At 43.9% G+C, this 24,182-nt stretch carries 22 protein-coding genes; 7 read left to right on the top strand and 15 right to left on the bottom strand.

Annotated elements, in window-relative coordinates:
* Nucleotides 1-2: 2 nt before the first annotated feature.
* Nucleotides 3-335 carry a c-type cytochrome gene (locus CXF82_RS20355; protein WP_101091288.1) on the bottom strand — a complete coding sequence of 111 codons (333 nt, stop codon included), beginning with the start codon at nt 333-335 and terminating at the stop codon, nt 3-5.
* 380 nt (nt 336-715) lie between these two features.
* Between CXF82_RS20355 and CXF82_RS22680 the strand changes: the two genes are divergently transcribed.
* Complete coding sequence (locus CXF82_RS22680; RefSeq protein WP_257982831.1) at nt 716-841, top strand: hypothetical protein; 126 nt, start codon at nt 716-718, stop codon at nt 839-841.
* A gap of 89 nt (nt 842-930) precedes the next feature.
* On the opposite strand, the gene CXF82_RS20350 is transcribed toward CXF82_RS22680, so the two are convergent.
* The 8 genes from CXF82_RS20350 to CXF82_RS20315 all read right to left on the bottom strand — a co-directional run bounded on the left by CXF82_RS20350 (nt 931) and on the right by CXF82_RS20315 (nt 9,874).
* Nucleotides 931-2,217, bottom strand: a complete 1,287-nt coding sequence (locus CXF82_RS20350; protein ID WP_102038470.1) for an NAD(P)/FAD-dependent oxidoreductase — start codon at nt 2,215-2,217, stop codon at nt 931-933.
* Between the two features lie 177 nt (nt 2,218-2,394).
* Nucleotides 2,395-3,210 carry an ABC transporter permease subunit gene (locus CXF82_RS20345; protein WP_102044842.1) on the bottom strand — a complete coding sequence of 272 codons (816 nt, stop codon included), beginning with the start codon at nt 3,208-3,210 and terminating at the stop codon, nt 2,395-2,397.
* Nucleotides 3,207-4,112 carry an ABC transporter permease subunit gene (locus CXF82_RS20340; protein ID WP_101091285.1) on the bottom strand — a complete coding sequence of 302 codons (906 nt, stop codon included), beginning with the start codon at nt 4,110-4,112 and terminating at the stop codon, nt 3,207-3,209. Before CXF82_RS20340 ends, CXF82_RS20345 begins: the two co-directional genes overlap by 4 nt.
* Nucleotides 4,113-4,122: 10 nt before the next feature.
* Nucleotides 4,123-5,259, bottom strand: coding sequence for a polyamine ABC transporter ATP-binding protein (gene potA, locus CXF82_RS20335; RefSeq protein ID WP_101091284.1), 1,137 nt, complete (start codon nt 5,257-5,259; stop codon nt 4,123-4,125).
* Nucleotides 5,260-5,370: 111 nt separating this feature from the next.
* Nucleotides 5,371-6,471: a polyamine ABC transporter substrate-binding protein gene (locus CXF82_RS20330; protein WP_101091283.1), complete on the bottom strand. Its 1,101-nt coding sequence runs from the start codon at nt 6,469-6,471 to the stop codon at nt 5,371-5,373.
* A 270-nt stretch (nt 6,472-6,741) separates the two neighbouring features.
* On the bottom strand, nt 6,742-8,091 hold the full coding sequence (locus tag CXF82_RS20325; protein ID WP_102038410.1) for a glutamine synthetase family protein: 1,350 nt from the start codon (nt 8,089-8,091) through the stop codon (nt 6,742-6,744).
* A 2-nt stretch (nt 8,092-8,093) separates the two neighbouring features.
* Entirely contained in the window at nt 8,094-8,855 is a 762-nt protein-coding gene (locus CXF82_RS20320) for a gamma-glutamyl-gamma-aminobutyrate hydrolase family protein (protein ID WP_101091281.1), read from the bottom strand.
* A 470-nt stretch (nt 8,856-9,325) separates the two neighbouring features.
* Nucleotides 9,326-9,874 carry a cupin domain-containing protein gene (locus tag CXF82_RS20315; RefSeq protein ID WP_101091280.1) on the bottom strand — a complete coding sequence of 183 codons (549 nt, stop codon included), beginning with the start codon at nt 9,872-9,874 and terminating at the stop codon, nt 9,326-9,328.
* 247 nt (nt 9,875-10,121) lie between these two features.
* Between CXF82_RS20315 and CXF82_RS20310 the strand changes: the two genes are divergently transcribed.
* A complete protein-coding gene (locus CXF82_RS20310; protein ID WP_101091279.1) occupies nt 10,122-11,429 on the top strand; it encodes an NAD(P)/FAD-dependent oxidoreductase in 1,308 nt (435 codons plus the stop codon).
* Nucleotides 11,430-11,597: 168 nt separating this feature from the next.
* Here the strand turns inward: CXF82_RS20310 and CXF82_RS20305 are convergent, their stop codons facing one another.
* The 4 genes from CXF82_RS20305 to CXF82_RS20290 all read right to left on the bottom strand — a co-directional run bounded on the left by CXF82_RS20305 (nt 11,598) and on the right by CXF82_RS20290 (nt 14,766).
* A complete protein-coding gene (locus CXF82_RS20305; RefSeq protein ID WP_101091278.1) occupies nt 11,598-11,993 on the bottom strand; it encodes a DUF2391 family protein in 396 nt (131 codons plus the stop codon).
* A 352-nt stretch (nt 11,994-12,345) separates the two neighbouring features.
* Nucleotides 12,346-12,558 (bottom strand): GDCCVxC domain-containing (seleno)protein, encoded by a 213-nt coding sequence (locus tag CXF82_RS22675; protein WP_102044841.1) that lies wholly within the window; start codon nt 12,556-12,558, stop codon nt 12,346-12,348.
* Nucleotides 12,559-13,296: 738 nt separating this feature from the next.
* Nucleotides 13,297-13,983 carry a haloacid dehalogenase type II gene (locus tag CXF82_RS20295; protein ID WP_102038411.1) on the bottom strand — a complete coding sequence of 229 codons (687 nt, stop codon included), beginning with the start codon at nt 13,981-13,983 and terminating at the stop codon, nt 13,297-13,299.
* 237 nt (nt 13,984-14,220) lie between these two features.
* On the bottom strand, nt 14,221-14,766 hold the full coding sequence (locus CXF82_RS20290; protein ID WP_101091274.1) for a carboxymuconolactone decarboxylase family protein: 546 nt from the start codon (nt 14,764-14,766) through the stop codon (nt 14,221-14,223).
* Between the two features lie 159 nt (nt 14,767-14,925).
* Between CXF82_RS20290 and CXF82_RS20285 the strand changes: the two genes are divergently transcribed.
* The 3 genes from CXF82_RS20285 (at nt 14,926) to CXF82_RS20275 (ending at nt 18,851) form a co-directional block, all read left to right on the top strand.
* Nucleotides 14,926-15,510, top strand: coding sequence for a TetR/AcrR family transcriptional regulator (locus tag CXF82_RS20285; RefSeq protein ID WP_102038413.1), 585 nt, complete (start codon nt 14,926-14,928; stop codon nt 15,508-15,510).
* A 176-nt stretch (nt 15,511-15,686) separates the two neighbouring features.
* On the top strand, nt 15,687-16,700 hold the full coding sequence (locus CXF82_RS20280; RefSeq protein ID WP_102038414.1) for an AraC family transcriptional regulator: 1,014 nt from the start codon (nt 15,687-15,689) through the stop codon (nt 16,698-16,700).
* A 180-nt stretch (nt 16,701-16,880) separates the two neighbouring features.
* The gene (locus tag CXF82_RS20275) at nt 16,881-18,851 is read left to right on the top strand and encodes an alkyl/aryl-sulfatase (RefSeq protein ID WP_374702381.1); all 1,971 of its coding nucleotides are present in this window, start codon (nt 16,881-16,883) and stop codon (nt 18,849-18,851) included.
* 716 nt (nt 18,852-19,567) lie between these two features.
* Here CXF82_RS20275 and CXF82_RS20265 read toward each other — a convergent pair.
* Nucleotides 19,568-20,134, bottom strand: coding sequence for a hypothetical protein (locus CXF82_RS20265; protein WP_145991708.1), 567 nt, complete (start codon nt 20,132-20,134; stop codon nt 19,568-19,570).
* A gap of 309 nt (nt 20,135-20,443) precedes the next feature.
* Between CXF82_RS20265 and CXF82_RS20260 the strand changes: the two genes are divergently transcribed.
* Nucleotides 20,444-20,632, top strand: a complete 189-nt coding sequence (locus tag CXF82_RS20260; RefSeq protein ID WP_102044852.1) for a phage integrase N-terminal SAM-like domain-containing protein — start codon at nt 20,444-20,446, stop codon at nt 20,630-20,632.
* A 399-nt stretch (nt 20,633-21,031) separates the two neighbouring features.
* Here CXF82_RS20260 and CXF82_RS20255 read toward each other — a convergent pair whose 3' ends face one another.
* Complete coding sequence (locus CXF82_RS20255; protein ID WP_102038417.1) at nt 21,032-22,531, bottom strand: aldehyde dehydrogenase; 1,500 nt, start codon at nt 22,529-22,531, stop codon at nt 21,032-21,034.
* Nucleotides 22,532-22,813: 282 nt separating this feature from the next.
* Between CXF82_RS20255 and CXF82_RS20250 the strand changes: the two genes are divergently transcribed.
* Nucleotides 22,814-24,154, top strand: a complete 1,341-nt coding sequence (locus tag CXF82_RS20250; protein ID WP_102044837.1) for an omega-aminotransferase AptA — start codon at nt 22,814-22,816, stop codon at nt 24,152-24,154.
* The last annotated feature ends 28 nt before the right edge of the window (nt 24,155-24,182 follow it).

Here is a 24,182-nt window from a genome sequence, read left to right as displayed (position 1 = left end):
TACTATTCCCCTTCCTTTTTTGTACCCAGAACCGAGAAGTAGTAAGCAATATCCTGAATATCTTGTTCTGATAAGGCATCAGCCTGCTGCTGCATTAAAATCGCTAAGCCACTGGTACGCTGTCGAGACTGATAGTCTTTTAAGGAGGAGATCAAATAACCCATCTTCTGACCACGTAGATTGGGATAGGGGTCGATAGTAGAAATTCCATCTTCACCATGGCATGTCATACAGACCTTGGCTTTTTGCTTACCAATTTCAAATGACGGCTCATAGTTGGCTTTGGCATCCATGGTGATGAGCGCAAGTACTACTAGCAGGATTATTCGGTTCATTAGCGATTCTCTTATGTTCTTATGCACCCTATTGAAACTAGTATGAATTGCTTAATTTGCCACAAATACCAGTAATAACACTCAAATAAGCATACGTCGCTGATAACGAATCGGTTCACTATAGATGGTCGTAGCCATTGCTAGGTAAGTGAGTACGGGTCAATTTATATGGCCAAATATTGGTGTGAACATTTGCGCTAGTCACATCACGTGAATCTCATAAATAGCAGCTAAACATTCTCATGTTCCTCCCAATAAAATTGCTGTTCGCTATCTTCAAAACACTATTGTTTGTGACCGACATCAAGTAATTATCGCTAAGACTGTGGGATATTGAGAACAAGTAACAGGATATATCTAGCAATTAGAAGAGAATTGAGATGGATTTTATTAAGCATGTTCCGGCATTATTTTATGTTTTATTGGGTATAGGTGCGGTTGAGGTGTTCGTCATTGGTCTTGGAGTGAGCATTAAGAAGCTCAAGAAGCGTTTCTCGAATAACTAACTAGAACAAAGCTTAACTAAACCAAACGGAAAAAGCCTACTCACGTAGGCTTTTTTGTTTTGAGGTGCATTATCAAACTAATATTGTTGTTAAACACCTAACTTATCGCGCATGGTGTAGTACCACGCGCCAATCGCACTAAAAGGCACTTGGAACCTATGGCCACCAGGGAAGGGGTAATGAGGTAGCCCTGCAAAGGCATCGAATCGAGTCGCCTGACCATTAATGGCTTCAGCCAAGATCTTACCCGCTAAATGGGTGTAAGTTACCCCGTGACCACTGCAGCCTTGAGAGTAATAAACGTTGCTGCCAATACGCCCTACCTGAGGTAAACGTGACAGCGTCAGCAGGAAGTTACCGGTCCAGCTATAGTCAATTTTGACATCTTTAAGTTGCGGAAATATTTTCAACATTTTAGGGGTGATAATAGACTTAATATCAGCGGGATCGCGAGCACCATACACCACGCCACCGCCATAAATTAGGCGGTTATCACCCGACAAGCGGAAGTAATCCAGTAGATAATTACAATCTTCAACACAGTAATTTTGCGGCAGTAAGCTTTTTGCAAGCTCATCGCTTAGCGGTGCTGTGGTGATCACTTGTGTGCCACAGGGCATCGCCTTGGCTTGCAGCTTTGGAATTAAGCCGCCCAAATATGCATTGCCTGCAACCACCACAAATTTAGATTTCACGCTGCCATGAGCAGTATGCACCACTGGACTCTCGCCCTCTTCTACCTTAATCACAGCAGAATCTTCGTAAATTTTGCCCCCCAAGGACTCCACGGCATTGGCTTCACCCAATGCGAGATTCAATGGATGAATATGGCCACCACTCTTGTCGAGCAAACCACCAACATACGCCTCGGTATTAACCACCTTACGGATATCATTTTTATCCAAAAGCTCTAGATGGTTCATATGGCCATGTTTTTCCCACAGCGACTTTTGCGACTGTAGATGCCCCATCTGCTTGTCGTTTAGTGCCGCAAACACACCACCATCTTGCAGATCGCACTGAATGTTATACTTGCTAATGCGCTCTTTAATTATCCGCGCACCTTCAAATGCCATTTCACCAAATAGCTTGCCAGCATCTTTACCAACCGTCTTTTCAATCGAATCGATATCGCGGCTAAAGCTATTGACTATCTGGCCACCATTGCGGCCTGATGCGCCCCAGCCAATACGAGCAGCTTCTAGCACAGTGACACTGTAACCCATCTCGAGTAGGTGCAATGCGGTCGATAGACCTGTGTATCCGGCACCGATAATACAAATGTCCGTGTCGATGTTGTCTTGTAGCTGTGCACGCTCTGTTTTGTCGTTGGCTGATGCCGCGTAATATGAATTTGCGTGTGGTGTACTGGTCATGGTTTCCGCCTGTCTTTCGTGACTAATTATTGACATAACTTCTGTCCTTTACGCTATAAAAGTAAATTTTTCGATCTCGATAGATGTGCTGATTAGCAACCCATCCCCCTCTACACCGCTCATCATTTTTTACCGCTGACAATGCAGAGCATGCTCTACATTGTCATGGGTTGTTGGCTATCCAGAGCCTGCCCGTTGTTTGGCTTCGGCTCTGCGGGCAAAGTACCAAGAGACAAATGCAATTAGCGAGACAATAAGGATAATCAAGGTCGCTAATGCGTTGATCTTCGGCGACACCCCCATTCTTACTGAAGAGAACACCACCATAGGTAGCGTCGTCGCACCAGGGCCAGAGGCAAAGCTGGCGATCACTAAATCATCGAGTGATAAGCTGAACGATAGTAACCAACCGGCGACTATCGCTGGCGAGATTATCGGTACCGTGATCTGAAAAAACGTCATTAACGGCGTTGCACCCAAATCCTGAGCAGCCTCTTCGATTGAACGGTCTATCTCACGCAGCCTCGCAGAGACAACGACTGCAACGTATGCCGCACAAAACGTCGAGTGAGCAATCCAGATGGTTAACATGCCACGTTCCGCTGGCCAACCTAGAAATTCAGCCATATGTACAAACAGCAGCAGCAATGACAAACCAGTGATCACTTCTGGCATCACCAGTGGCGCTGTGATCATATTAGACAAGGTCAGCTTGCCCCAACCCCGCGCAAAACGCGTCATCACAAATGCCGCCATGGTGCCAAGTATTACCGCCATCGTAGAGGCATAGAATGCCACCTGTAAGCTGGTACCTACCGCATCAAGGATCTGCTGATCGCGAAATAGTTCGCCATACCATTTGACCGAAAAACCACCCCAAACCGTCACCAATTTAGATTCGTTAAACGAGTAAAAGACCAGAACAAACATAGGGGCATAGAGAAAGAACATTCCAGCCCACAACATTACGGTAGAGAAACTTAACTTCTTCATGACCCTTTCTCCATTTCACGTGCCTGATAATGATGAAACAGCGTGATAGGGATAATCAATAATCCTAACATTACCATCGCTAGCGCAGAGGCAACGGGCCAATCTCGGTTATTAAAGAACTCTTGCCATAGCACTTTACCTATCATCAAGGTGTCTGGTCCCCCCAACAGTTCAGGGATCACAAACTCACCCACCACAGGAATAAACACCAACATCGAACCTGCAATTACGCCGCCCTTAGATAAAGGCAAGGTGATTTTCCAGAAGGTATTGAGACTACGCGATCCGAGATCTGATGCGGCTTCCAATAAGCTCATATCAAGCTGAGATAAGGTCGCATACAGAGGTAAAATCATAAACGGTAAGTAGGTATAGATAATGCCGATATACACCGCAATATTGGTGTTTAATATCTGCAGCGGCTCAGAGATAAGCCCCGTCCACATCAATATGTTATTGATAACGCCATTGTTGCTCAAGATCCCCATCCACGCATAAACCCGGATAAGAAACGAGGTCCATGATGGCAGCATAACCAATAAAATCAGCAAGGTTTGACTACTCTTTGGCGCTCTAGCAATGGCATAAGCCATCGGATAACCAATCAGCAAACAACCAATGGTGGAAATGGCTGCCATCTTCAGGGAGCTCAAATAAGCGTTGTAATACAGTGAATCATCAAGGATCAGCAAATAATTGCCAAAATTGAGCATGATATTAAGCGATTCTTCAGCGTACTCTAATAGCGGTTCGTAGGGCGGTATCGCCATAAGTGGCGTCGAGAAACTAATCTTAAGTACAATCGCGAAGGGCAGTGCGAAAAACATTAGTAGCCAAAAATAGGGGACACCGATGGTCCAGCATTGGCCTTTGGGTAATCGAAATTTTAACGGCTTTTTCATGATCGATTCCTTATGTTCTAAGGACCACTCCGCTGGTGGCCTCCCAGCTAATGAAAACTGCTTCTTCCCACGTTGGAGGGTCTGAACGACGTTCACGGTTGGTCATGATGGTTTGGATTAACTGCTTATTGGGTAGGCGGATGTAATACACCGAAATTCCTCCTAAATAGGCAATATCTTCAACCACACCGCTCGACCAGTTATACTCACCTTCAGGTTGCTCGCGAGTAATACGGGTCTTTTCTGGACGCACTGCAACCCAAACGGTTTTATCTTCTACGCTGGTTGATACCCCATGCTCAATAAATATTTTTTGTGCCAAGCCTTGGCTTTCAATAATAATATGGTCAAATTTATCGACAGCTATTTCGCCTTCAAATAGATTTACGCTACCAATAAATTCAGCCACCATGCGGCTATTAGGACTTTCATAAATATCAGTTGGTGATCCAGTCTGTGCGATCCAACCATCATTCATAATCGAAATTCGCGCTGCCATAGTCATCGCTTCTTCTTGGTCGTGGGTCACCATCACACACGTCACCCCTACAGCTTCGAGAATATCGACCACCTCTAGTTGCATCTGCGTACGCAACTTTTTATCGAGTGCGCCCATTGGCTCATCGAGTAACAATAATTTAGGACGCTTAGCTAACGAGCGTGCTAACGCCACACGCTGACGTTGTCCACCCGATAATTGATTAGGTCTGCGTTTAGCATAAGCTTCCATATGGACTAGCTTTAGCATCTCTTGCACACGCGCTTCAATGTCTGCTTTTGATAACTTGTCTTGCTTCAGTCCAAACGCAATATTCTGCGCCACGGACATATGTGGAAATAACGCATAAGACTGGAACATCATGTTGATAGGTCGTTCATGTGGCGGCATATCGGTAATGTCTTCACCATCAAGAAAAATACGCCCTTCAGACGGTTTTTCAAAGCCAGCAAGGATGCGAAGTAAAGTTGATTTACCCGAGCCTGAACCGCCTAATAGTGCAAAAATTTCGCCTTTTCTAATACTCAGTGACACATCATCTACTGCGCGCACTTCGTCAAATAATTTACTGACTCGGTCGATCTGAAGTAGCACTTCTCCCTGCGTCTTTATAATCGGTTTATTGGTGACGTCCAAGGTACTAGCCATATTACTTCTCCAACAGATACGCCTTAAGGTCAAAGGCTCATCTCTTTAATATTGTGTCTATTTTTGCCGTTGATCAAAAAGGGCAAGGTAAACACCTTGCCCAAATTCTGATTAATAACCCGATTTCACTTTAGTCCATACACGTGTCAGTGCACGTTGTGATTTCATTGGACGTACATCACCGACGTAAAGGCGATCTAACACCTCTTTTGTGGGGTAGATTGAAGTGTTGGTACGCACCTCTTCATCAACCAACGGCAATGCCGGTACGTTCGCGTTAGCGTAAGCAACATAGTTACTAATAGGCGCTATCACTTCTGGACGAAGGAGATAATTAATAAAGGTGTGAGCATTTTTCACGTTAGCGGCATCTGCTGGGATCGCTAACATATCAAACCATAGGTTTGAACCCTCTTTCGGAATTGAGTACTCAATGACATTTCCATTTCCCGCTTCTTCAGCACGCGCTGCCGCTTGGAAAATATCACCTGAATAACCGAAGGCAACACAGACGTCACCATTGGCTAAATCGGTGATATAACGCGAAGAGTGAAAATAGGTAATATAAGGGCGAACTTTAGCTAAGACCTCACCGGCCTTCTTAAAGTCATCAGATTTAATGCTGTTAGGGTCAAGCCCTAAATAGATGAGTGCCATAGGGATCATCTCATCGGCACTATCCAGTACCGATAAACCACATTTAGACAACTTCTCAGCGTACTTAGGGTTAAAGATCAGCTCTAACGAATCAACGGGGGCATCGTCACCTAATACAGCTTTCACTTTATCGACGTTATAACCAATACCATTTGTGCCCCAAAGATAGGGTACAGAATACTGATTACCTGGATCGGCAGTCTCAAGCTGTGTCATTAACTCAGGGCTCAAGTTTTTATGATTTGATAGCTGGTTTGAATCGAGTTTTTGGAAGGCGCCGGCTTTAATTTGCTTTGCTAAAAAACTATTTGATGGCACAACGATGTCGTAACCTGAACGGCCTGAAAGCAGTTTTGCTTCAACCACTTCATTACTGTCAAACACATCATAAATGACGCGGATCCCTGTTTCTTTATAGAAATTATCTAGCGTGTCTTCGGCAATATAGTCAGACCAATTATAAACTCGAACGACTTCCTCAGCGTAAGTGACGCTGCTGGCCAAGACACTTACTGTGACGAGGGCTAAAGTGGTCACCTTTTTAAAAAGTTTCATGCTATCTCCTGTTTAGCGTAGCAGCAGATAAACCGCTTCTGCTGTTGCTGCATTGTGTTGCCGATTTATCGGCTTTAGTTCTTATTGTTGACCAATGCTACACCTGAAAAACGGCATCGGCAGTGCGTACTGCTTTAGCTTTCATATAGATAACGCTCAATACTCAAACAGCACTATCTATATGAATGACTCCTTTGTATCTGTTGATATTTCTTGTTCAAAAGCACCACTGCTATTCATCCCCAAAATCAATACCAGCGGTGACTATGTTTAAACGGTTAGCAGGAGGAATTTACGTTCCCAAGAGCTAATCACTTGACGATAGTTTTCTAAATCGGCTTGCTTCACCGCAATATAACCATTGGTAAAGGTCTCACCTAAATACTCACGACAAGCTGAGCTTTCAGCCATCACAGCCAGTGCTTCTTCAAGCGTTAACGGCAGAGTAATTCCGCTGCGTGTTTCATTGGCGCGCCCTTGTACTGGAGTCGAAGGCTTAACGTCTTCAACCATGCCCATATAACCACACAGTAAGCTCGCCGCTATTGACAGGTAGCTGTTGGTATCGGCGCCTGCAATACGGTTTTCAACACGCAGGTTTTGCGGAGAAGATTCTGGAATGCGTAGACCACAAGTGCGGTTTTCTTCACCCCATTCCAAGTTAACCGGTGCTGAAGTCCCCGGTAGAAAACGACGGAATGAGTTAACATTGGGTGCAAATAACGGCAGTAACTCAGGAATGAATTTCTGTAGGCCACCAATGTAACTGTAGAAAAGTGGGCCTTTAGTGCCATCTCCATTACTGAAAATATTTTTACCCGACTTAATATCAATGATACTTTGATGCAAATGCATCGCACTGCCAGGCTCATTAGTGATAGGTTTTGCCATAAATGTAGCGCAGACTTTGTGCTTAAGAGCCGCTTCACGCAAGGTACGCTTAAATACAAACACCTGATCGGCTAGCGACAGAGCATCACCATGAGAGAAGTTAATCTCCATTTGAGCGGTGCCCTCTTCATGGATCAAGGTATCAATATCTAATCCTTGGATCTCGCACCAATCATACATATCTTCAAATAACGGATCGTATTCATTCGCAGCATCAATTGAAAAAGACTGACGTCCTGATTCTTGACGGCCAGAGCGGCCAATAGGCGGAATAAGCGCTTGATCTGGGTCTTCATTAATACGAGTAAGATAGAACTCCATCTCCGGAGCAACAACAGGCTTCCAGCCTTTATCTTCGTATAACTTAAGTACTTTTTTAAGTAGGTTACGTGGCGATAACTCAATAGGGTTACCCATTTTGTCATACGTATCATGAATGACCTGCGCAGTAGCTTCGATAGTCCAAGGCAGTTTAAAAACCGCATTTTCATCAGGAACACAAACAAAGTCGATATCGGCGGCATCTAATAAAGCATCATACGAGGCATCATCAACATAATCACCTGTCACCGTCTGTAGCAACACGCTTTCTGGTAAGCGCATACCTTTTTCATCAATAAACTTAGCAACCGGAGCAATCTTACCTCTGGCAATACCTGTCATATCACAGACAACACATTCTACTTCAGTGATCTTTTCGTCTTTTAAATAACTAATTAACTTTTTCATTATTATTTTACTCTACTGGCTGCACGGCGCTGGCAAGCCTGGCTAAAGGCTTTAAACATTGCGGTATAAAAAGGGTTATCTAACACTTTCCACTCGGGATGCCACTGAACGCCTAATGCGAAATTTTTCGCGTCTTTAACAGAAAATGCTTCTATTAAACCATCATTTGAATACGCTTCTGGCCGCAACCCAACACCCAAGCGATCAACGCCTTGTGTGTGCACAGAGTTCACCTCTGCGGAGTTGCGGCCCCATGCATCGTGAAGCAACCCCCCAGGTTCTATTTGAACCTCATGCGAAATACCGTATTGCTCTTCAACAGGCGCTGTTTTATCTTCACGATGTTCAATAAAGCCACCGACGTCGTGCAGTTTTTGATGCAAGCTGCCACCAAATGCCACATTCATCTCTTGAAAACCACGGCAAATACCCAGTACTGGAACCCCAGCTTTAATTGCCGCATGAATTAACGGTAAGGTGGTAGCGTCTCGTTTTGGATCATGATGGCTTCCCGCTTCACTTGCAGGGCCATCGAAATGATGGGGTTCAATATTAGAGGGGGAACCTGTAAATAAAATGCCGTCTAACCGTGATAACACGGTTTCTGCTGGGCAATGGCCCAGTGCAGGAATAATTAATGGCCATGATTGCGTTGCATCAGCAATCGCTAATAAATATTTTTCGCCAACAATGTTAAATGGATGCAACCCCAATTGCTGATTGCATGCCGTCACACCGACTACCGCGAGCCCTTCTTCCAACATATAACACCTTCAATCCTTCGTATTCAGAGTTTTTCAATGGTTTTTATAATAGTTTTCATCTTGATTTACGAAATCATTTAATAATGAACAGCTACAACCCGAATGTTCATTTTTTCACACACTACACTTAATTTACAAACTAGGCAAGATCTTAACAGGAAGGAATGAAAATAATCATCAAGCATAAATCGTGATCCATTTAAAACAATAGCTTAGACTAACTTATGGTTATTTAGCAGACACATTAACAAGTTATCACAGCAATACTCGAGTACTTTAGTCGTGTTTAATGTTATTGACACAGCTCACACTAAAATTGAAGCTTTGCTTTATATTATTTACACAAATGACAGCCGTTATCATCGAAATGGAGCAGCGCTAGTACGAAGATCGGAAATTTAGGCATAAAAAAGCCTCAGCAACCAGATAATTAATCTAGCGACTAAGGCGGGTATTACATAGGTAGCAGTCTAGAAATTTGCAGGGGTGGTGGCACTCACAATGCGACACGGTGCATCAAAAGGATTACGAAAACGATGGGGTAACTCACTATTAAAATAGTAACTGTCGCCTTCGCAAAGCTCAAATACCTCTTCGCCCACAGTCAACTCGAGTTTACCTTCAATCACCATCGCCGCTTCTTGACCTTCGTGCTTAAGCATCTCTATCCCGGTGTCTGCACCTGGTGGATAGGTCTCGCTCATGACAGACATTGCTCGATTAGGAAAGTCTCGACCAATCAATTTAAAGTCTAAAACGCCATCACCAATATCCAGTAATTCATCGCTACGATAAACCACCTTTTGCTCGCTTGCAGTCTCATCTTCTATTGAAAAAAATTCCACCAATGACAATGGCAATCCTGATAGGACCTTTTTCAATGAACTGACTGACGGGCTGACACTGTTTTTCTCAATCATAGAGATGGTGCTGTTAGTCACGCCAGCACGCTTAGCAAGTTCACGCTGCGATAAGCCTTTTGATTTTCTGACCGTTTTAAGGTTTGCTCCAATATCCAAATTCTTTCCCCTAATTGAAGTTGTCGTTCTATGCCTCCAACAACATGCAGAACAATAAAACGCACCGATTCGCCCCAAAACAATATTGGCTAACTCAAGTCAACATTGCCTATTCTGTTGCGCTAGGTTTGTATTCTACAGGAAAGCGTGTTAAAAATAATGAACATCTGTAAATAATTTATTCATATTCTCTTGAGTATACTGTCACAAGTCCAATTTACAATAAAAACAAATATTTGGAGTAACGATGTCAACTAAAAGCCCGGTGCATAGCGAGCAATATCCCGCCTCATACTACTTTTCAACAGCAAAAGAGTTACACCAATCGCCTCGATTAGAAGAGGTGTTAGATGTTGACGTATGCGTTGTGGGTGGTGGCTTTAGTGGCTTAAATACCGCAATTGAATTGGCTCAAAAAGGCTTTTCGGTGGCTCTGTTAGAAGCCAAAAGGATCGGCTGGGGCGCATCGGGACGTAACGGCGGTGAACTCATTAGAGGCATTGGTCATAATATTGAACAGTTTGAAAACATTATTGGCCGCGAAGGTGTTAATGCCATTGAGCAGATGGGCTTTGAAGCCGTCGATATCGTTAGGAAACGGGTAAAAGAGCACAACATCGACTGTAACTTACAGATGGGTTATTGCGACTTGGCGATCAAGCCAAAACATATGCGAGAGCTTGAAGAGGACTTAGAGCATCTCAATAAGATTGGCTACGGCCACAACATGACTCTGCTCGACAAGTCTCGGGTTGGCGAAGTGGTCGGCTCTGACTTTTATCATGGTGCATTGGTCGACATGGCAAGTGGCCACTTACACCCGCTTAACTTAGCCTTAGGCGAAGCCAAGGTCGCTCGCAGCCTTGGCGTAAAAATGTATGAATATAGCGCCGCTGAGAAAATTATTAAAGGTGATAAGCCTAAGGTGATCACCGCACATGGCGAAGTAAACTGCCAATACTTAGTACTGGCTGGCAACGCCTATCTGGGTCATAAGCTTGAAAGTGATATTGGCGGAAAAGTGCTGCCTGCAGGCACCTATATTCTTGCTACTGAGCCACTAACCCAAGAGCAGTGCGACAGCATCATTCCAAAAAATATGGCATTTGCCGATCTCAGAGTCGACCTCGACTACTACCACCTATCGGAAGATAACCGGTTACTCTTCGGTGGTTTATGTACCTACTCGGGTAAAGATCCTAAAGATATTGAAGCCGCGTTGCGTCCTAACCTTGAAAAAGTATTCCCGCAATTAAAAGGCATTCGTATCGATTATGAATGGGGCGGCATGATAGGAATTGGTGCCAACCGATTACCACAAATAGGCCGCTTGCCCGATGCTAAAAATGTATTTTATGCGCAGGCTTATGCTGGACATGGCGTGAATGCTACTCATATGGCGGCAAAACTGATTGCCGAAGCGATTACCGCGCAAGCAGAACGCTTCGATATCTTCGCCCAAATTCCTCATATGACATTCCCGGGTGGGCCGCATCTGCGTTCACCTCTGCTCGCCATGGGCATGCTTTATCATCGATTCAAAGATATCTTTTAAATAATGGCTCACCTGCAGGTGTTATTAAGAGTAAAAATACCTGCAGGGCCGTGCTGAAATCTGCAACTAGAACAAGGGTAATTGCCCCCCAGCACTCCCCTATACAGACTATCGTGCGGGAGATATTTCCACAGTGACTTATTCAAATAAGCGATGACTGGCAGCTGTTCACTCTTTGTCGAAGCTATCAACAACAATAGCGCCCATAGAAGCAGGCATAGTGATAACAATAATTCGCCTGAGTGACACTAACGGATCTTCAAATAACGGCAGTTTATTCAAACAAAATAGCACCAATGCAACGACCATTGCCGTTATCAAATAAGCGATAAAAATACGTGAAACAAAAACAATTTTACGAGACTTTATATTCTTTTGGAATACACTCTGATAAGTAAATAACCCGAGAAAAACAACCGATAATATCGATAGCATCAGCAAATTAGGAAAAGGCAAGGTTTCACCTAAGCGCCACGCTTCTTCTGAAAAAGAGATCGGCACAGCAAGTGCAAATGCCCCGACAAAGATTTGACTAGCATCTTCAAAATTAAAGCTCAATTTCATCTGAATCTCCCATATTTTGAATATGCCGTATAAACATGATCGCCGCCTATATTGTTAGCGACTTTTATTGCTGCTCATGCGAAACCAAATTTCGAGGTGATGATTGCTGACCCAAGTCGAGGTAGAAAAACAAGTTTAGCAATATAATTGATAAACTTAGAGGTTAAACCTTCTCAAAAAACACCATTAATAGCGACAACTTAGAGTAAGACTTTACCGGCAACAGCCTCAAGTGTGAGCGCTAATAATCGCTGTCGAACTCCTTAAGATTAATGCTGGTTTGTATTTTTAATCACGAGTACAAAGAACCAATACAGGTGAGTCACTGCCCACTAACAAAGCGAGCAAGTGTTTATCCACAACAGCCTTCACCTTGCTGTATTGGCGGGCACGCAACGTTACCAAAAGAGCAATACACGCAACAATCACCCTTCTTGGGGCGCAATATTTTTCTGCATCCCTTACATTCATAAAAAAACTGGCAATAATCAGTAGGCATGCTCTCTAGCTCTTGATGCCCACACTCCGGACAGGTGATCATAGACTCTAGCGTTAGCTCACTCATTTGCATATCCTAATGTAATGTGATGAAAGTAGATGCCCGCGATAGAAAATAAAGCATAGATGTCAGCATCATGCCCTCTCCTCTATGGGTATCTACCGCCCGAACAAGTGCGCTAACAAACTCAGTGGAATCCTACTAGCACATGGTATCTAACCTGCAGTATAGCGCTTACTCTTGAGATGATTTAATGAGTGCAATAAAGCCGCCATAAACATCAGCACCACAAAGCCAAGTAATATATACCCAGCAATATAATTCTTTTTCAGCTGCTTAGCTCTTAAAGCACTTTCCTCTCTTGTATGACTTGGAACTTGCTATTAAATGCCACTACTTTTTGCGCTATGGTATCTTTAGAACTAGATTTTTATCGCTTGTAATTACAAATGAAGACGCTCCAACACGAGTGCAAAGTCACCTTTGAAAGCATCGATGGTGTATTTGTAATTAGCTGATGAAAATGTCTCACTTTCAAAGCCTAAGTTCAATACCGCATTACAACCAGCCTCATTTTCAAGCAGCTTTATATGGCAGTGCCCTTCATTTGGATCTTTAAAAAATTAAGGCTAACACTGCCGGCGTTGATTGCAGTGGCAACACCTACTCGGAGACATTTGCAGTAGATACACTTAAATGATGACAAGCATAATGCTGCTGTTAATTCTGCGACTATCGATGCAGCTACCGAGTCAATTCCAGCCATCAAATAACTGATTAACGATGTTTGATGGTATCAAGCCCCTATAGCGCCGTTAGCTCTGTTAACGTTTCAATAGTCGTCGTTGGCGTTTGCCCCCAGGGGTCAAAAATGGCAGTGGCTGTACGCTTAACCCAAACCGCTTTTAAGCCTGATGACATCGCCCCGAGTACATCGAACGGATTACTTGAAACGAGATACACTTCTTGGTGGCCAGCTTGACTGCTCATATGAGCATGCGCTGCAGTAACATCCAATAAATGGCGATAAACCGCAGGATCAGGTTTAAACGACTTCACATCCTCACTGCTAACAATAGCGCTGAAGTATTCGCGCAATCCAGCATGAGTGAGCAGTGATTCAACTGCAGCACGCTCACCATTTGAGAAAGCAAACATCGGCACACCCATCGCTTTAAGTTGTGCTAGAGCAGGTTTAACATCATCGAAAGCTGGCAAGGTTAAATAGCTCGCGAGCAGTTGCACTTGCTGCGTATCAGATAGCTCGATTTGATAGTACTGGCAGCTGTATTGCAGCGCATCCGCTGTGCACTGAGAAAACCCTTGGTATGTTTGCATTAAGCCGCGACGAAATGAGTACTCTAACTGCTTATCACGCCATGTGTGACTGAAGGCTGTGGCTTGTGAGCCTATCCATTTATCGAGCATGACCACGACACCATGGGTATTAATCAAGGTGCCGTAAACATCAAATGCTAATACCTTTTTCATCCCACTCTCCTTTATACCAATAAACTACGCCCTATAAACGAGGCGCTGTAACCTAATTATTTTTACCAAAAGCGGCTAAAACAAAAATGCCCACCGATAAGGTGAGCATTTAGTGTCGGCCTATAAACGGCTGGCGTCTAGCGCTTTACTGAAGATGTTTGCGTTGAGTGTAGCGATTATCAGCATGACACAATCCCAGCATTCTTTAAAAAGCTCAACAAAATTATTCGTTGCTATTTATTTCCAAGCGAACTGTTCAAACATCTTATCGACTGGGGTTTGCGCAACATGATTTACGTAGTTGCTGATCACTTTCTGTGATAGACCTAAAATGATTTCAAGTACTTGTTGCTGACCATAACCTGCTGCATAAAATGCTTCTAGCTCAGCTTGGGACACGTTGCCACGGTTACGCACCATGCTCAATGTTAAGTCCTGCAGTGCTTGTAGTTTTGGCGTAGGCATTGGCTCGCGATTACGTAGCGCATCAGTTAATGCGCCATCAACTTTCATTGAATGTGCAATGCCAGTATGCGCTGGCACGCAGTAATGACATTGATGTTCAACATTAATGGTTTGCCATACAACAGTGAGCTCTTCTGCATTAAAAGATGAACTGGCGAATTGCTGGTGCAACTGCGTATAGGCTTCTAAGGTGTTAGGAGATTCAGCCATTACCGCAAACAAGCCTGGAACTGCTCCCATTTGCTTTGCAGCATTCTCTAGAATTGGCTTACTTTTTGCTGGTGCTGTTTCAACTGTATGTAATTTAAAGTGGCTCATAAGGGGTTTCCTATTGTTAGTTTTGCTTAACTTACAAATTCGTTAGCAACAGATCTAGTGGGTCTGTTCCTTGGTATGCAAATAATATAACTAGATTTGAACAATCGTTCAAGTTAAAATTGAACAATCGTTCAAAGCTATTTTAAGTGAGCCCATTTTATGAGAAAGAATGCTAAGTTCGATCGGGAACAAGTTATTGATAAAGCGACAAATTTATATTGGGAGAAAGGCTTTCATGCCACCTCAATGCGTAATTTGCAGGATGTTATTGATATGCGTCCCGGCAGTATTTACGCCACCTTTGGTAGTAAGGAGGGTTTATTTAAAGAAGCATTAGCTCGCTATACTCAAGCTGGCATCGATCAACTGGCACTTTCTAGCGCCGAGGCAAGCTCGCCTATTGAGGCATTAAAAGCCTTTATGAAACTGATTATCGTTGAAAAGCAAGGCAGCGCGCCAAGCGCTATGTGCATGCTCGCTAAAACGGTCGCCGAGCTAACCGATGAACATCTAGAGCTTTTAGAGGCTGCAAAACAGTCATTAAAGGTAATGGAACATGAGTTCGAAAAACTAGTAGTAGAAGCACAAGCTATGGGCGAGGTCAGTACAGACAAAGACGCTAAACAACTAGCACGCCATATTCAGGTGCAGATCTCAGGCCTACGCACCTACAGCAGAGCATCCGATGGCGATGCACCACTGGCGCAGATGATTGACGATATATTTGCTCACTACCCTTTTTAGCGGTTCTACCACATTCGCTTTCTAGCAAGAGCGAGCAACACATTACCGTTGTCGAAGGACTAAGACTAAAACCAGGCTAATGTCGTAAACAATAGTGATTTTACGATTCTACGCTTATGATGAAAATAGTGAGTATGAGTAAGTATCTTGTAATGAGTCGTTTTAAGTGAGTATCTTTGACTAACCCAAAATACAGCACGATTGCAGCTTGGTCCTTAGCGATCGCTCGCGCGCTAAGTGCCAGTAATATTAACGCCAGTGCTGTATTTAGTGATGTAGGATTAAGCCTTGCCAAGTTAGAATCCGAGCCTGATTCTCGAGTCGCCATCGATAAAATGACCTTGCTTTGGCAAGCAGCTGAACATGCATCAGGCTCATTGTCCTTTGGTTTAACTGTGGGCCAATATGCTTACCCAATACACTTTCGCTCACTGGGTGCATTGATGATGAGCAGCGATACCTTAGCGCAAGCCTTCGAAACCCTTCCTGATTATTCTGCCTTAGTCAGTAACTCTGCCGTGATTAGTTTACAACGCACACCGCACTTGCTCGGTTTCACTATTATTCCGCTTAATGGCGTTGAGATTAGTGCCTTGGCCATAGATGCATTTTTTTCCAGCTTAATGCTGCACGGCAAACAGATGATTGGCCATAACGACTTTGTGCGGAAAGTAGAGTTAATTAGACCCGCGCCTAAATCACAACAAGCTTGGTTAGATCTCTTTGATTGCCCAGTGGTTATGGCCGCTGCTGATAACTGTATGTGGATGGACCGCGCTATGCTTGAGCAAACTGTTATCAGCAAAGACCCGCTATTAGCCCGGCACAATGAAAAGGCGGTACGCCAATATTTAGATAAGATGCAGGCGTTAAATTGGCAGGAAAAGACCAGCCAAGGGATCCATGCATTATTGGTGAATGAAGAGCCCACCGCATTGAAAATTGCACAGATGTATAATATCAGCGAGCGCAGCTTAAGCCGTTATCTGCACCTTGAAGGCACGGGGTTTAGAGACTTACTGAAGTTAAAGCGTCAAGAGCTCGCGCACCATTATCTCGCCAATACTCAAATGCCAATCAGCAGCTTATCTGACACTCTAGGCTACAGCAACGTGAGTAATTTCAGCCGTTTTTTCCATGCTTGGAAAGGCATTAGCCCGTCAGATTATCGTAAGCGCAGCAGCCGCTAATTTTCGGTCGCCAGCATAATTGGCGGAAAATGATAACGGACTAGTGAACAACTTGTAATAACTTATCAGTAATTGTTAATTTACTTACCTGTGAGTGCGCCCATGCCGACTAACACCTTACCGCAACGCCCCTTTAAGCTCAGACCGAATAGGCAGTTATTCATTGGCAGCTTAGCGGCAATGTTCCTGCTTGGTTGTCAGCCCACTCAGACAGAGACTCATGATCAAAATGCTGATGATTTTGGTTTTACCCCAGCAAGCACTCACACTATCGACGCCAATAATGCGGTGTTAGCAGAGCTACCCTTTGCCAACAAACAAGACTTTGAAGATGCTAAGCGTGGCTTTATAGCCAGATTACCGCAATTGATTGTTGTTGATGAGCAAGGCAACAAAATCTGGGATAGAACAAGTTACGACTTCATTGAGGGTGATGCGCCCAACAGTGTTAACCCCAGCCTTTGGCGACAAGCAACACTGAATAATATTGATGGTCTATTTGAAGTCACCACCGGGGTATACCAGCTGCGTGGATTTGATTTAGCCAATATGACCGTGATTGCCGGTAAAACAGGCTGGATAATTGTCGACCCTCTTACCACGGCCGAAACCGCCAAGGTGGCATTGGAATTCATAAACCAACAGTTAGGAAAGCGGCCTATAGCGGCGATTATCTTTACCCATAGCCATATGGATCATTTTGGCGGCGCACTAGGCTTACTTGAAAACATTACGCTTGGAAGCAATGCACTTAAAAACAGTGCGATCGAAGAGATTGATATTATCGCCCCAGCAGGCTTTATGCATGAAGCCACCAGCGAGAATGTCATGGCCGGTACGGCAATGAGTCGACGCGCCATGTATATGTATGGCAAGCAGTTACCACGCTCACCCCGAGGGCACATTGACTCTGGCTTAGGCAAAGAACCCGCTTTTGGTCAGTTCGGGATCTTAAGCCCAACCACGGTTATCGCTCAAGATTCAGCACAGCTTATTGATGGTGTTCCGTTTGAGTTTCAGATTGTTTCTGGCTCAGAAGCCCCTGCAGAGTTTACCTTTTACTTACCAGAACAGCAGGCGTATTGCGGCGCAGAATTAGTGTCGAAAAACATGCACAACCTTTATACGCTGCGCGGCGCCAAGGTTCGCGATGCGCTCACCTGGAGCAGCGCGATTGACTCAGCACTTACCGCACAGCGCGATACTCAGGTTTACTTTGGCAGTCATCACTGGCCAATCTGGGGCCAAGAGGCAATCAACAGCTTTTTGGAAAAGCAGCGTGATACCTATAAATATATCCATGACCAGTCAGTGCGGATGCTCAATGCAGGTTTGACTCCAGCAGAGATCGCCGAGGCGATTGAAATGCCACCCGCCTTATCTAACACCTTTGCCAGTCGCGGCTATTACGGCACCGCTAAGCATAATGCCAAAGCGGTTTATCAGGCTTATTTAGGTTGGTATGACGCCAACCCCGTAAACCTAGATCCTCTGCCAGCAGTGGCTTCAGCAGCAAAATATGTCAAGTTGATAGGCGGCGCTGACAAGGTGATTGAGCAAGCCAATATCGCGCTTGATGCCGGTGAATACCGTTGGGCGGCAGAGCTGATTAATCATCTTGTCGTTGCTGATGACGGCAACAACCCCGCAAAAGCCTTGCTGGCGAGCGCTTATGATCAGCTCGGTTATCAAGCCGAGTCCGCACCTTGGCGCGACGTATACCTAAGCGCCGCCTATGAACTACGCCACGGTAGCCCAGAAAAGGGCATCGATTTAGCGTCAATGAAACAGATTTTACTGCGTTCACCCGTGGAAAACTTCCTGCAATCAATGGCATCAAGGGTGATTGGCCCAGAGGCGTTTGGCGAAGAGTTTGAGCTTAATATCAACTTCACCGATCTGGATAAGAACTACGTACTGACGCTGAAAAATGCAGTGTTACACCACAAACTAGCCCCCAAGTCAGCCACCGCTAATGCCACACTCAACATCAGTCACGAACTGTTTATCGACCTGATTATTGGCAGCGCAGGAGTGTCAGATGTGTTGTTCTCGGACGATTTGGAGATTGAGGGCAGTAAAATAGATTTAGCCAGTTTTTTCTCCAAACTCGACAAGCCTAAAGGGGTGTTTAATATCGTCACGCCATAAGGTTAGTGGTTATGTTTTTGTGGGGCTAACTCATTATTTGCTTCACTGGGAGTTAGCCGATGAGTTAGCCAGATTAATCTTGAAAAACATAATGCCACGACTTTGACTTTTCTTAAAATTAAGGCGCTACTTGATGTATTTGTGGTTCCAATTGCCTGCGGCAACGTATGTGCAGACGCAACTGAGGCTCGCTGCAAGCACGTCTAACCTCCAAGGACGGAGGAAATGCCAAATTCTGTCTGGAACAGAATTGGCCTTGTTTTCAACGGCCTCAGCCGCATCTACACTGGTTTCGAAAAGCACAATTATTTGGCATTTGAGTTTTCAACTTAAAAACCAAAATCCCAAGCCCCTTAAAAGCTAGTAAATAGCATTCGCTCCCCATCGGCTATCGAAGTTACCAAAGTTGCTTAGGAAACTGTCGACCGACAAGCTTAATGATCACAGTCTAGCGCTGGAAGTATAAAGCTGTTTGTAAAGGAACTGGTGCATTAACTAAAGAAGAGTCAATAAACCTCTAACGTGCTGATATAGAAATAATTAGTTCACAACCGCAAGGCTAAGGGATCATCATAACTATCAAAATAGATCCCCTGAAACATCTCCTCAAACAGAACCTGCTCTCGTTCTATCATTTGCATAATACAGAATGTTTATAAACCTCAGGCTTGTTCAACAAATAAGGATAGGTCACGGCTTCGCCTTATTTGTTATGCTTACGCCGCATCCTTAACCACTAGCTCGCGCTTTTTACATTGGGAAAATTGATACTTTAAAGAACGTAGCTGATCAGTAAATATACCTTCAGAATTGTATTCAGTAAGCTTTTCGATAACCTCTTCAAAGTGTTTAAATATGTCGTCATTATGCTCAATATCCTTTTTATTAAGGTTAGGTAAACAATTATCACTCATCATATTAGTAACACGACGTAAATTTAAATTATCTTCTCCTTTAATGTAGGAGAAGGAAGCCCCTACAAAACTATCGAAAGCACGAAGATAATAATTTTGGTTTAGGTCACTATACCCTGAAACATGGCCAATCCCACCTTTAGCTTTATCAACTTCTTTATGTAATTCTACTTTCATTTTTGCAATTTGAGATTCAAAATATTTTTCTTTTTCTTCATATTCTGTACGTATTTCTTCTACTGCACTTTCAATCCTCTCATTCATTTTTTTAGTTAAAGAGTTTTCAATTACTTCATGATCTAATTTAAATAATCTTTTTTGATAAATAGTCATTAATATAGGAAGTACAATCCCGGCAAACGCCAACACAGCAACAGTTATGTTAATTAATTGATTGATTAAAAGACTGTGAATAAAAGTTATTTACAGTTTCTAAAATTTTTAATGAATCTTGCATTGATTATCCTTATAAAAATAACGTTGCATTAAGCGGGACAGAACTGTTGTTTATAAATATGTAGCGAAGCGAAATCAACTGTTTTAGCGTCCATTTAAGCAATTTATTTAACGAAGCGATTTCCGGCGGAAAAACAAAGCACGCACTATTTTTTTCATACTAAATACTGACTATTACAGGCCTTACCAGGCCACTTACACTAAGAGTATTGTCATGAACATATCCAACAGCAACGCTTTGACTCTCTTTATCAACAACATCTTACCAACTTAACTCTGCAAGGCAAGCGACCCTCTACCATCAATGCATATAGTCGTGCAGTCAGGCGTATCGCGGCTAACTTTGACTCCAGCCCTGAGAACCTCAGTACCGATGATTTGAAGCGCTATTTTGGCTATTTAATCGATTAACACTCATGGAGCACCGTTAAGCTCGACCGTAACAGGCTGCAGTGTTTCCATGATGATCCAAGGTGAAACGGGCTTTAGGAAAAAAGAGTCAAATCAGCAGTAGGTAGAAAGACACAAACTCTAGGCATTTGAGCTTCTAATTTAAAGACACAAATCTAAGCACATACCTTCTCGCTAACGAATAACACCCAATCCAAAGGGGTATGGGCGAAGCGCCACGACTTTCTCGGCCGTAAGGCCGTATTTACGACAGAGTCATCAATGATGATTGAAATTACCTTTCTTAGCTATGCTTCCAATTATCGCCGCTAGATACACATGCTGAAACTTCTGCCACAACAACAAAAAAGCCAGTCATAAAAATGACTGGCTTATGACAAAGCTAATGACTACAAAAGTTTAATCTAGCGAAATCCAAGTGGCTTTGATTTCGGTGTATTTGTCAAAAGCATGCAGTGACTTATCACGACCATTACCCGACTGTTTATAGCCACCGAAAGGCGCTGTCATATCACCGCCATCGTAATGGTTAATCCACACCATGCCACTGCGCAACGCTTTGGCGGTCTTATGGGCTTTGTTGATATCTGCCGTCCAAACGCCAGCAGCTAAGCCATAGATACTGTCGTTAGCAATGGCAATCGCTTGCTCCATTCCCTCAAAAGTGATCACCGATAACACTGGACCAAAAATCTCCTCTTTGGCGATAATCATCTTATTATCAACGTCCGAGAAGATAGTCGGTTCAATATAGACGCCACCTGAATCTTGCATCACTTGGCGACCACCAAAGTTGAGCGTAGCGCCTTCATCTTTACCGGATTGAATGTAACCCAATACGTTATCAAGCTGCTGCTTATCGACCACTGCACCTGATGTGGTGTTTGGATCTAATGGATGACCCGGCTGCCAGCTTTGTAACTCTTCAGCAATCAGTCCGATAAGCTCATCTTTTACGCCCGCTTCAACTAACAAGCGAGAACCTGCAGTACACACTTCACCTTGATTAAAGGCTATCGCAGCTGCCGCGGCTTGGGCCGCTTTCTTTAGATCTGGGGTGTCGTTAAACACAATATTAGGGCTCTTGCCGCCCGCTTCTAGCCAAACACGTTTCATGTTCGACTCACCCGCATAGACCATTAACTGTTTAGCAATCTTGGTTGAACCAGTAAACACTAAGGTATCGACATCCATATGCAGTGCCAGTGCTTTGCCGACAGTGTGACCAAAACCTGGCAGTACGTTGAGTACACCTTTAGGAATACCGGCTTCGATGGCGATTTGCGCGATACGAATAGCGGTTAAAGGTGACTTTTCTGATGGCTTTAATATCACACTATTACCCGTTGCCAATGCAGGCCCAAGTTTCCAGCACGCCATTAATAGCGGAAAATTCCAAGGGACAATCGCGGCAACCACACCAACAGCTTCACGGGTGATCATACCGATCTCATTATGTGCAGTGGGTGCTATTTCATCATAAACCTTATCGATAGCTTCGCCAGACCAGCGAATAGAGCGAGCTGCGCCAGCAACATCGACAGCGCGAGAATACTGAATTGGTTTACCCATATCTAAGGTTTCAAGCAGGGCCAGCTCATCAATATTTTCATCTAGCAAATCAGCAAAACGAATCATTATCTGCTTACGTTTTACAGGAGGAAGATGCGCCCACACACCACTTTCAAATGTTTCTCTGGCATTGCTAACTGCAATATTGGCGTCAGCCTCATCACAACTAGCCACTTTAGCCAGTACTTTACCGTCGATAGGACTGATGCAATCAAAGGTCTCTTTAGACTGTGATTCAACGTAATCACCCGCAATAAATGCTGCGCCGTTAATTGACATTGTATCTGCGAGTGTTTGCCACTGACTGCGATTTTCTGGTGTGCTCATGAAGGCCTCTTAACACTGAATTTAATTATTAGAATTGTTTTCAATACGGTAATTTTGCCTATAAATAGCAAATTCCCGCAGTAAGGTGTTGCCCAAGATTACGCTTAATGACGCCTAAGTTTCAATATATTTTACAAAAAGTTCACTTTTGCTATAAATAAATGCACAAAAAGCTTTCATGTTCATTATTTCTGACATAGCATAGCAAATATCAACCGCTTGATTAAAAAAGCAACAGATACAAAAAAACAACAATAATTAAACTGAATCAAGGTAGATGATATGGCAGATTCACAGACGCAACATCACAGCGAAACACCGTCTTTATCAAATTACTGGATGCCTTTTACGGCCAATAGACAATTTAAGTCTAATCCACGAATGTTGGCCCAAGCCGAAGGTATGTATTATAGAGACACCGCTGGTCGCCCCATATTAGATGGCACTGCAGGATTATGGTGCTGCAATGCCGGTCATGGACGCAAAGAGATCTCAGAAGCGGTGTCTAAACAGATCCACCAACTGGACTTCGCCCCCTCCTTTCAGATGGGACACCCACTTGCATTTGAACTCGCTGAACGCCTAGCGCAGATAAGCCCTGAAGGTCTTAATAAAGTTTTCTTTACTAACTCAGGTTCTGAATCTGTCGATAGCGCACTTAAAATCGCACTCACCTATCACCGTGCCAATGGTCAGGCAACTCGAACGCGCTTTATCGGCCGTGAGCTTGGCTATCATGGCGTAGGCTTTGGGGGTATTTCAGTGGGCGGTATTGGGAATAATCGTAAGACATTTAGCCAACAGTTACTACAAGGTGTTGATCACCTTCCGCACACATTAGACATGAAAGAAAACGCGTTTTGTCGCGGTATGCCTAAAACCGGTGCTGAAAAAGCAGAAGCACTTGAACAGCTTGTTGCGCTTCATGGCGCAGAGAATATCGCGGCTGTGATTGTTGAACCTATGTCAGGCTCTGCTGGCGTTATCTTGCCACCAGAAGGCTATCTGAAAAAACTACGAGAAATCACTAAAAAGTACGGCATCTTATTAATTTTCGATGAAGTGATTACCGGCTTTGGCCGGGTGGGCGATGCATTTGCTAGCCAACGTTGGGGTGTGACTCCCGATATGATCACCACAGCTAAAGCACTCAATAATGGTGCGATCCCTATGGGGGCGGTACTGATTGATGACAATATTTACGACGCCTGTATGCAGGGACCTGAAAATGCCATTGAACTGTTTCATGGTTACACCTATTCCGGTCACCCCGTTGCGGCAGCCGCAGCTATTGCCACTCTTAATATCTACGAAAATGAAAAACTATTTGAACGTAGCCGCGAGCTTGAAGGCTACTTTGAAGATGCGGTGCATAGCTTAAAAGGCTTACCGAATGTTATCGATATTCGTAACATAGGCTTAGTCGGCGGCATTCAGTTTTCTCCCAGTGACAAAGGCGCAGGTAAGCGAGGCTTCGGTATATTTGAGCATTGCTTTGATAATGGCACATTAGTGCGCGCGACTGGCGATATCATTGCGATCTCCCCACCTTTAATTATCGATAAACACCAGATCGATACCATCATTAACACCTTATCGGATGCGATTACCGCTGTCGGTTAATCTCTGTGCCTATTGCATGTTGTCGCGC

Origin of the sequence: Shewanella sp. GutDb-MelDb, from assembly GCF_002836075.1 — a bacterium.
GTDB lineage: Bacteria > Pseudomonadota > Gammaproteobacteria > Enterobacterales > Shewanellaceae > Shewanella.
Note: the sequence above shows the minus strand (reverse complement) of the source record. Positions and strands in the feature narration are given on the sequence as shown.

Excerpts from the sequence above, each read along its gene's own strand:
- CXF82_RS20350 (WP_102038470.1), bottom strand. The coding sequence starts at position 2,217 with ATGACCAGTACACCACACGCAAATTCATATTACGCGGCATCAGCCAAC.
- CXF82_RS20285 (WP_102038413.1), top strand. The coding sequence starts at position 14,926 with ATGAGAAAGAATGCTAAGTTCGATCGGGAACAAGTTATTGATAAAGCG.
- CXF82_RS20250 (WP_102044837.1), top strand. The coding sequence starts at position 22,814 with ATGGCAGATTCACAGACGCAACATCACAGCGAAACACCGTCTTTATCA.
- CXF82_RS20275 (WP_374702381.1), top strand. The coding sequence starts at position 16,881 with ATGTTCCTGCTTGGTTGTCAGCCCACTCAGACAGAGACTCATGATCAA.
- CXF82_RS22675 (WP_102044841.1), bottom strand. The coding sequence starts at position 12,558 with ATGAGTGAGCTAACGCTAGAGTCTATGATCACCTGTCCGGAGTGTGGG.
- CXF82_RS20255 (WP_102038417.1), bottom strand. The coding sequence starts at position 22,531 with ATGAGCACACCAGAAAATCGCAGTCAGTGGCAAACACTCGCAGATACA.
- CXF82_RS20320 (WP_101091281.1), bottom strand. The coding sequence starts at position 8,855 with ATGTTGGAAGAAGGGCTCGCGGTAGTCGGTGTGACGGCATGCAATCAG.
- potA (WP_101091284.1), bottom strand. The coding sequence starts at position 5,259 with ATGGCTAGTACCTTGGACGTCACCAATAAACCGATTATAAAGACGCAG.
- CXF82_RS20295 (WP_102038411.1), bottom strand. The coding sequence starts at position 13,983 with ATGAAAAAGGTATTAGCATTTGATGTTTACGGCACCTTGATTAATACC.
- CXF82_RS20305 (WP_101091278.1), bottom strand. The coding sequence starts at position 11,993 with ATGAAATTGAGCTTTAATTTTGAAGATGCTAGTCAAATCTTTGTCGGG.
- CXF82_RS20330 (WP_101091283.1), bottom strand. The coding sequence starts at position 6,471 with ATGAAACTTTTTAAAAAGGTGACCACTTTAGCCCTCGTCACAGTAAGT.
- CXF82_RS20310 (WP_101091279.1), top strand. The coding sequence starts at position 10,122 with ATGTCAACTAAAAGCCCGGTGCATAGCGAGCAATATCCCGCCTCATAC.
- CXF82_RS20290 (WP_101091274.1), bottom strand. The coding sequence starts at position 14,766 with ATGAGCCACTTTAAATTACATACAGTTGAAACAGCACCAGCAAAAAGT.
- CXF82_RS22680 (WP_257982831.1), top strand. The coding sequence starts at position 716 with ATGGATTTTATTAAGCATGTTCCGGCATTATTTTATGTTTTATTGGGT.
- CXF82_RS20340 (WP_101091285.1), bottom strand. The coding sequence starts at position 4,112 with ATGAAAAAGCCGTTAAAATTTCGATTACCCAAAGGCCAATGCTGGACC.
- CXF82_RS20345 (WP_102044842.1), bottom strand. The coding sequence starts at position 3,210 with ATGAAGAAGTTAAGTTTCTCTACCGTAATGTTGTGGGCTGGAATGTTC.
- CXF82_RS20355 (WP_101091288.1), bottom strand. The coding sequence starts at position 335 with ATGAACCGAATAATCCTGCTAGTAGTACTTGCGCTCATCACCATGGAT.
- CXF82_RS20325 (WP_102038410.1), bottom strand. The coding sequence starts at position 8,091 with ATGAAAAAGTTAATTAGTTATTTAAAAGACGAAAAGATCACTGAAGTA.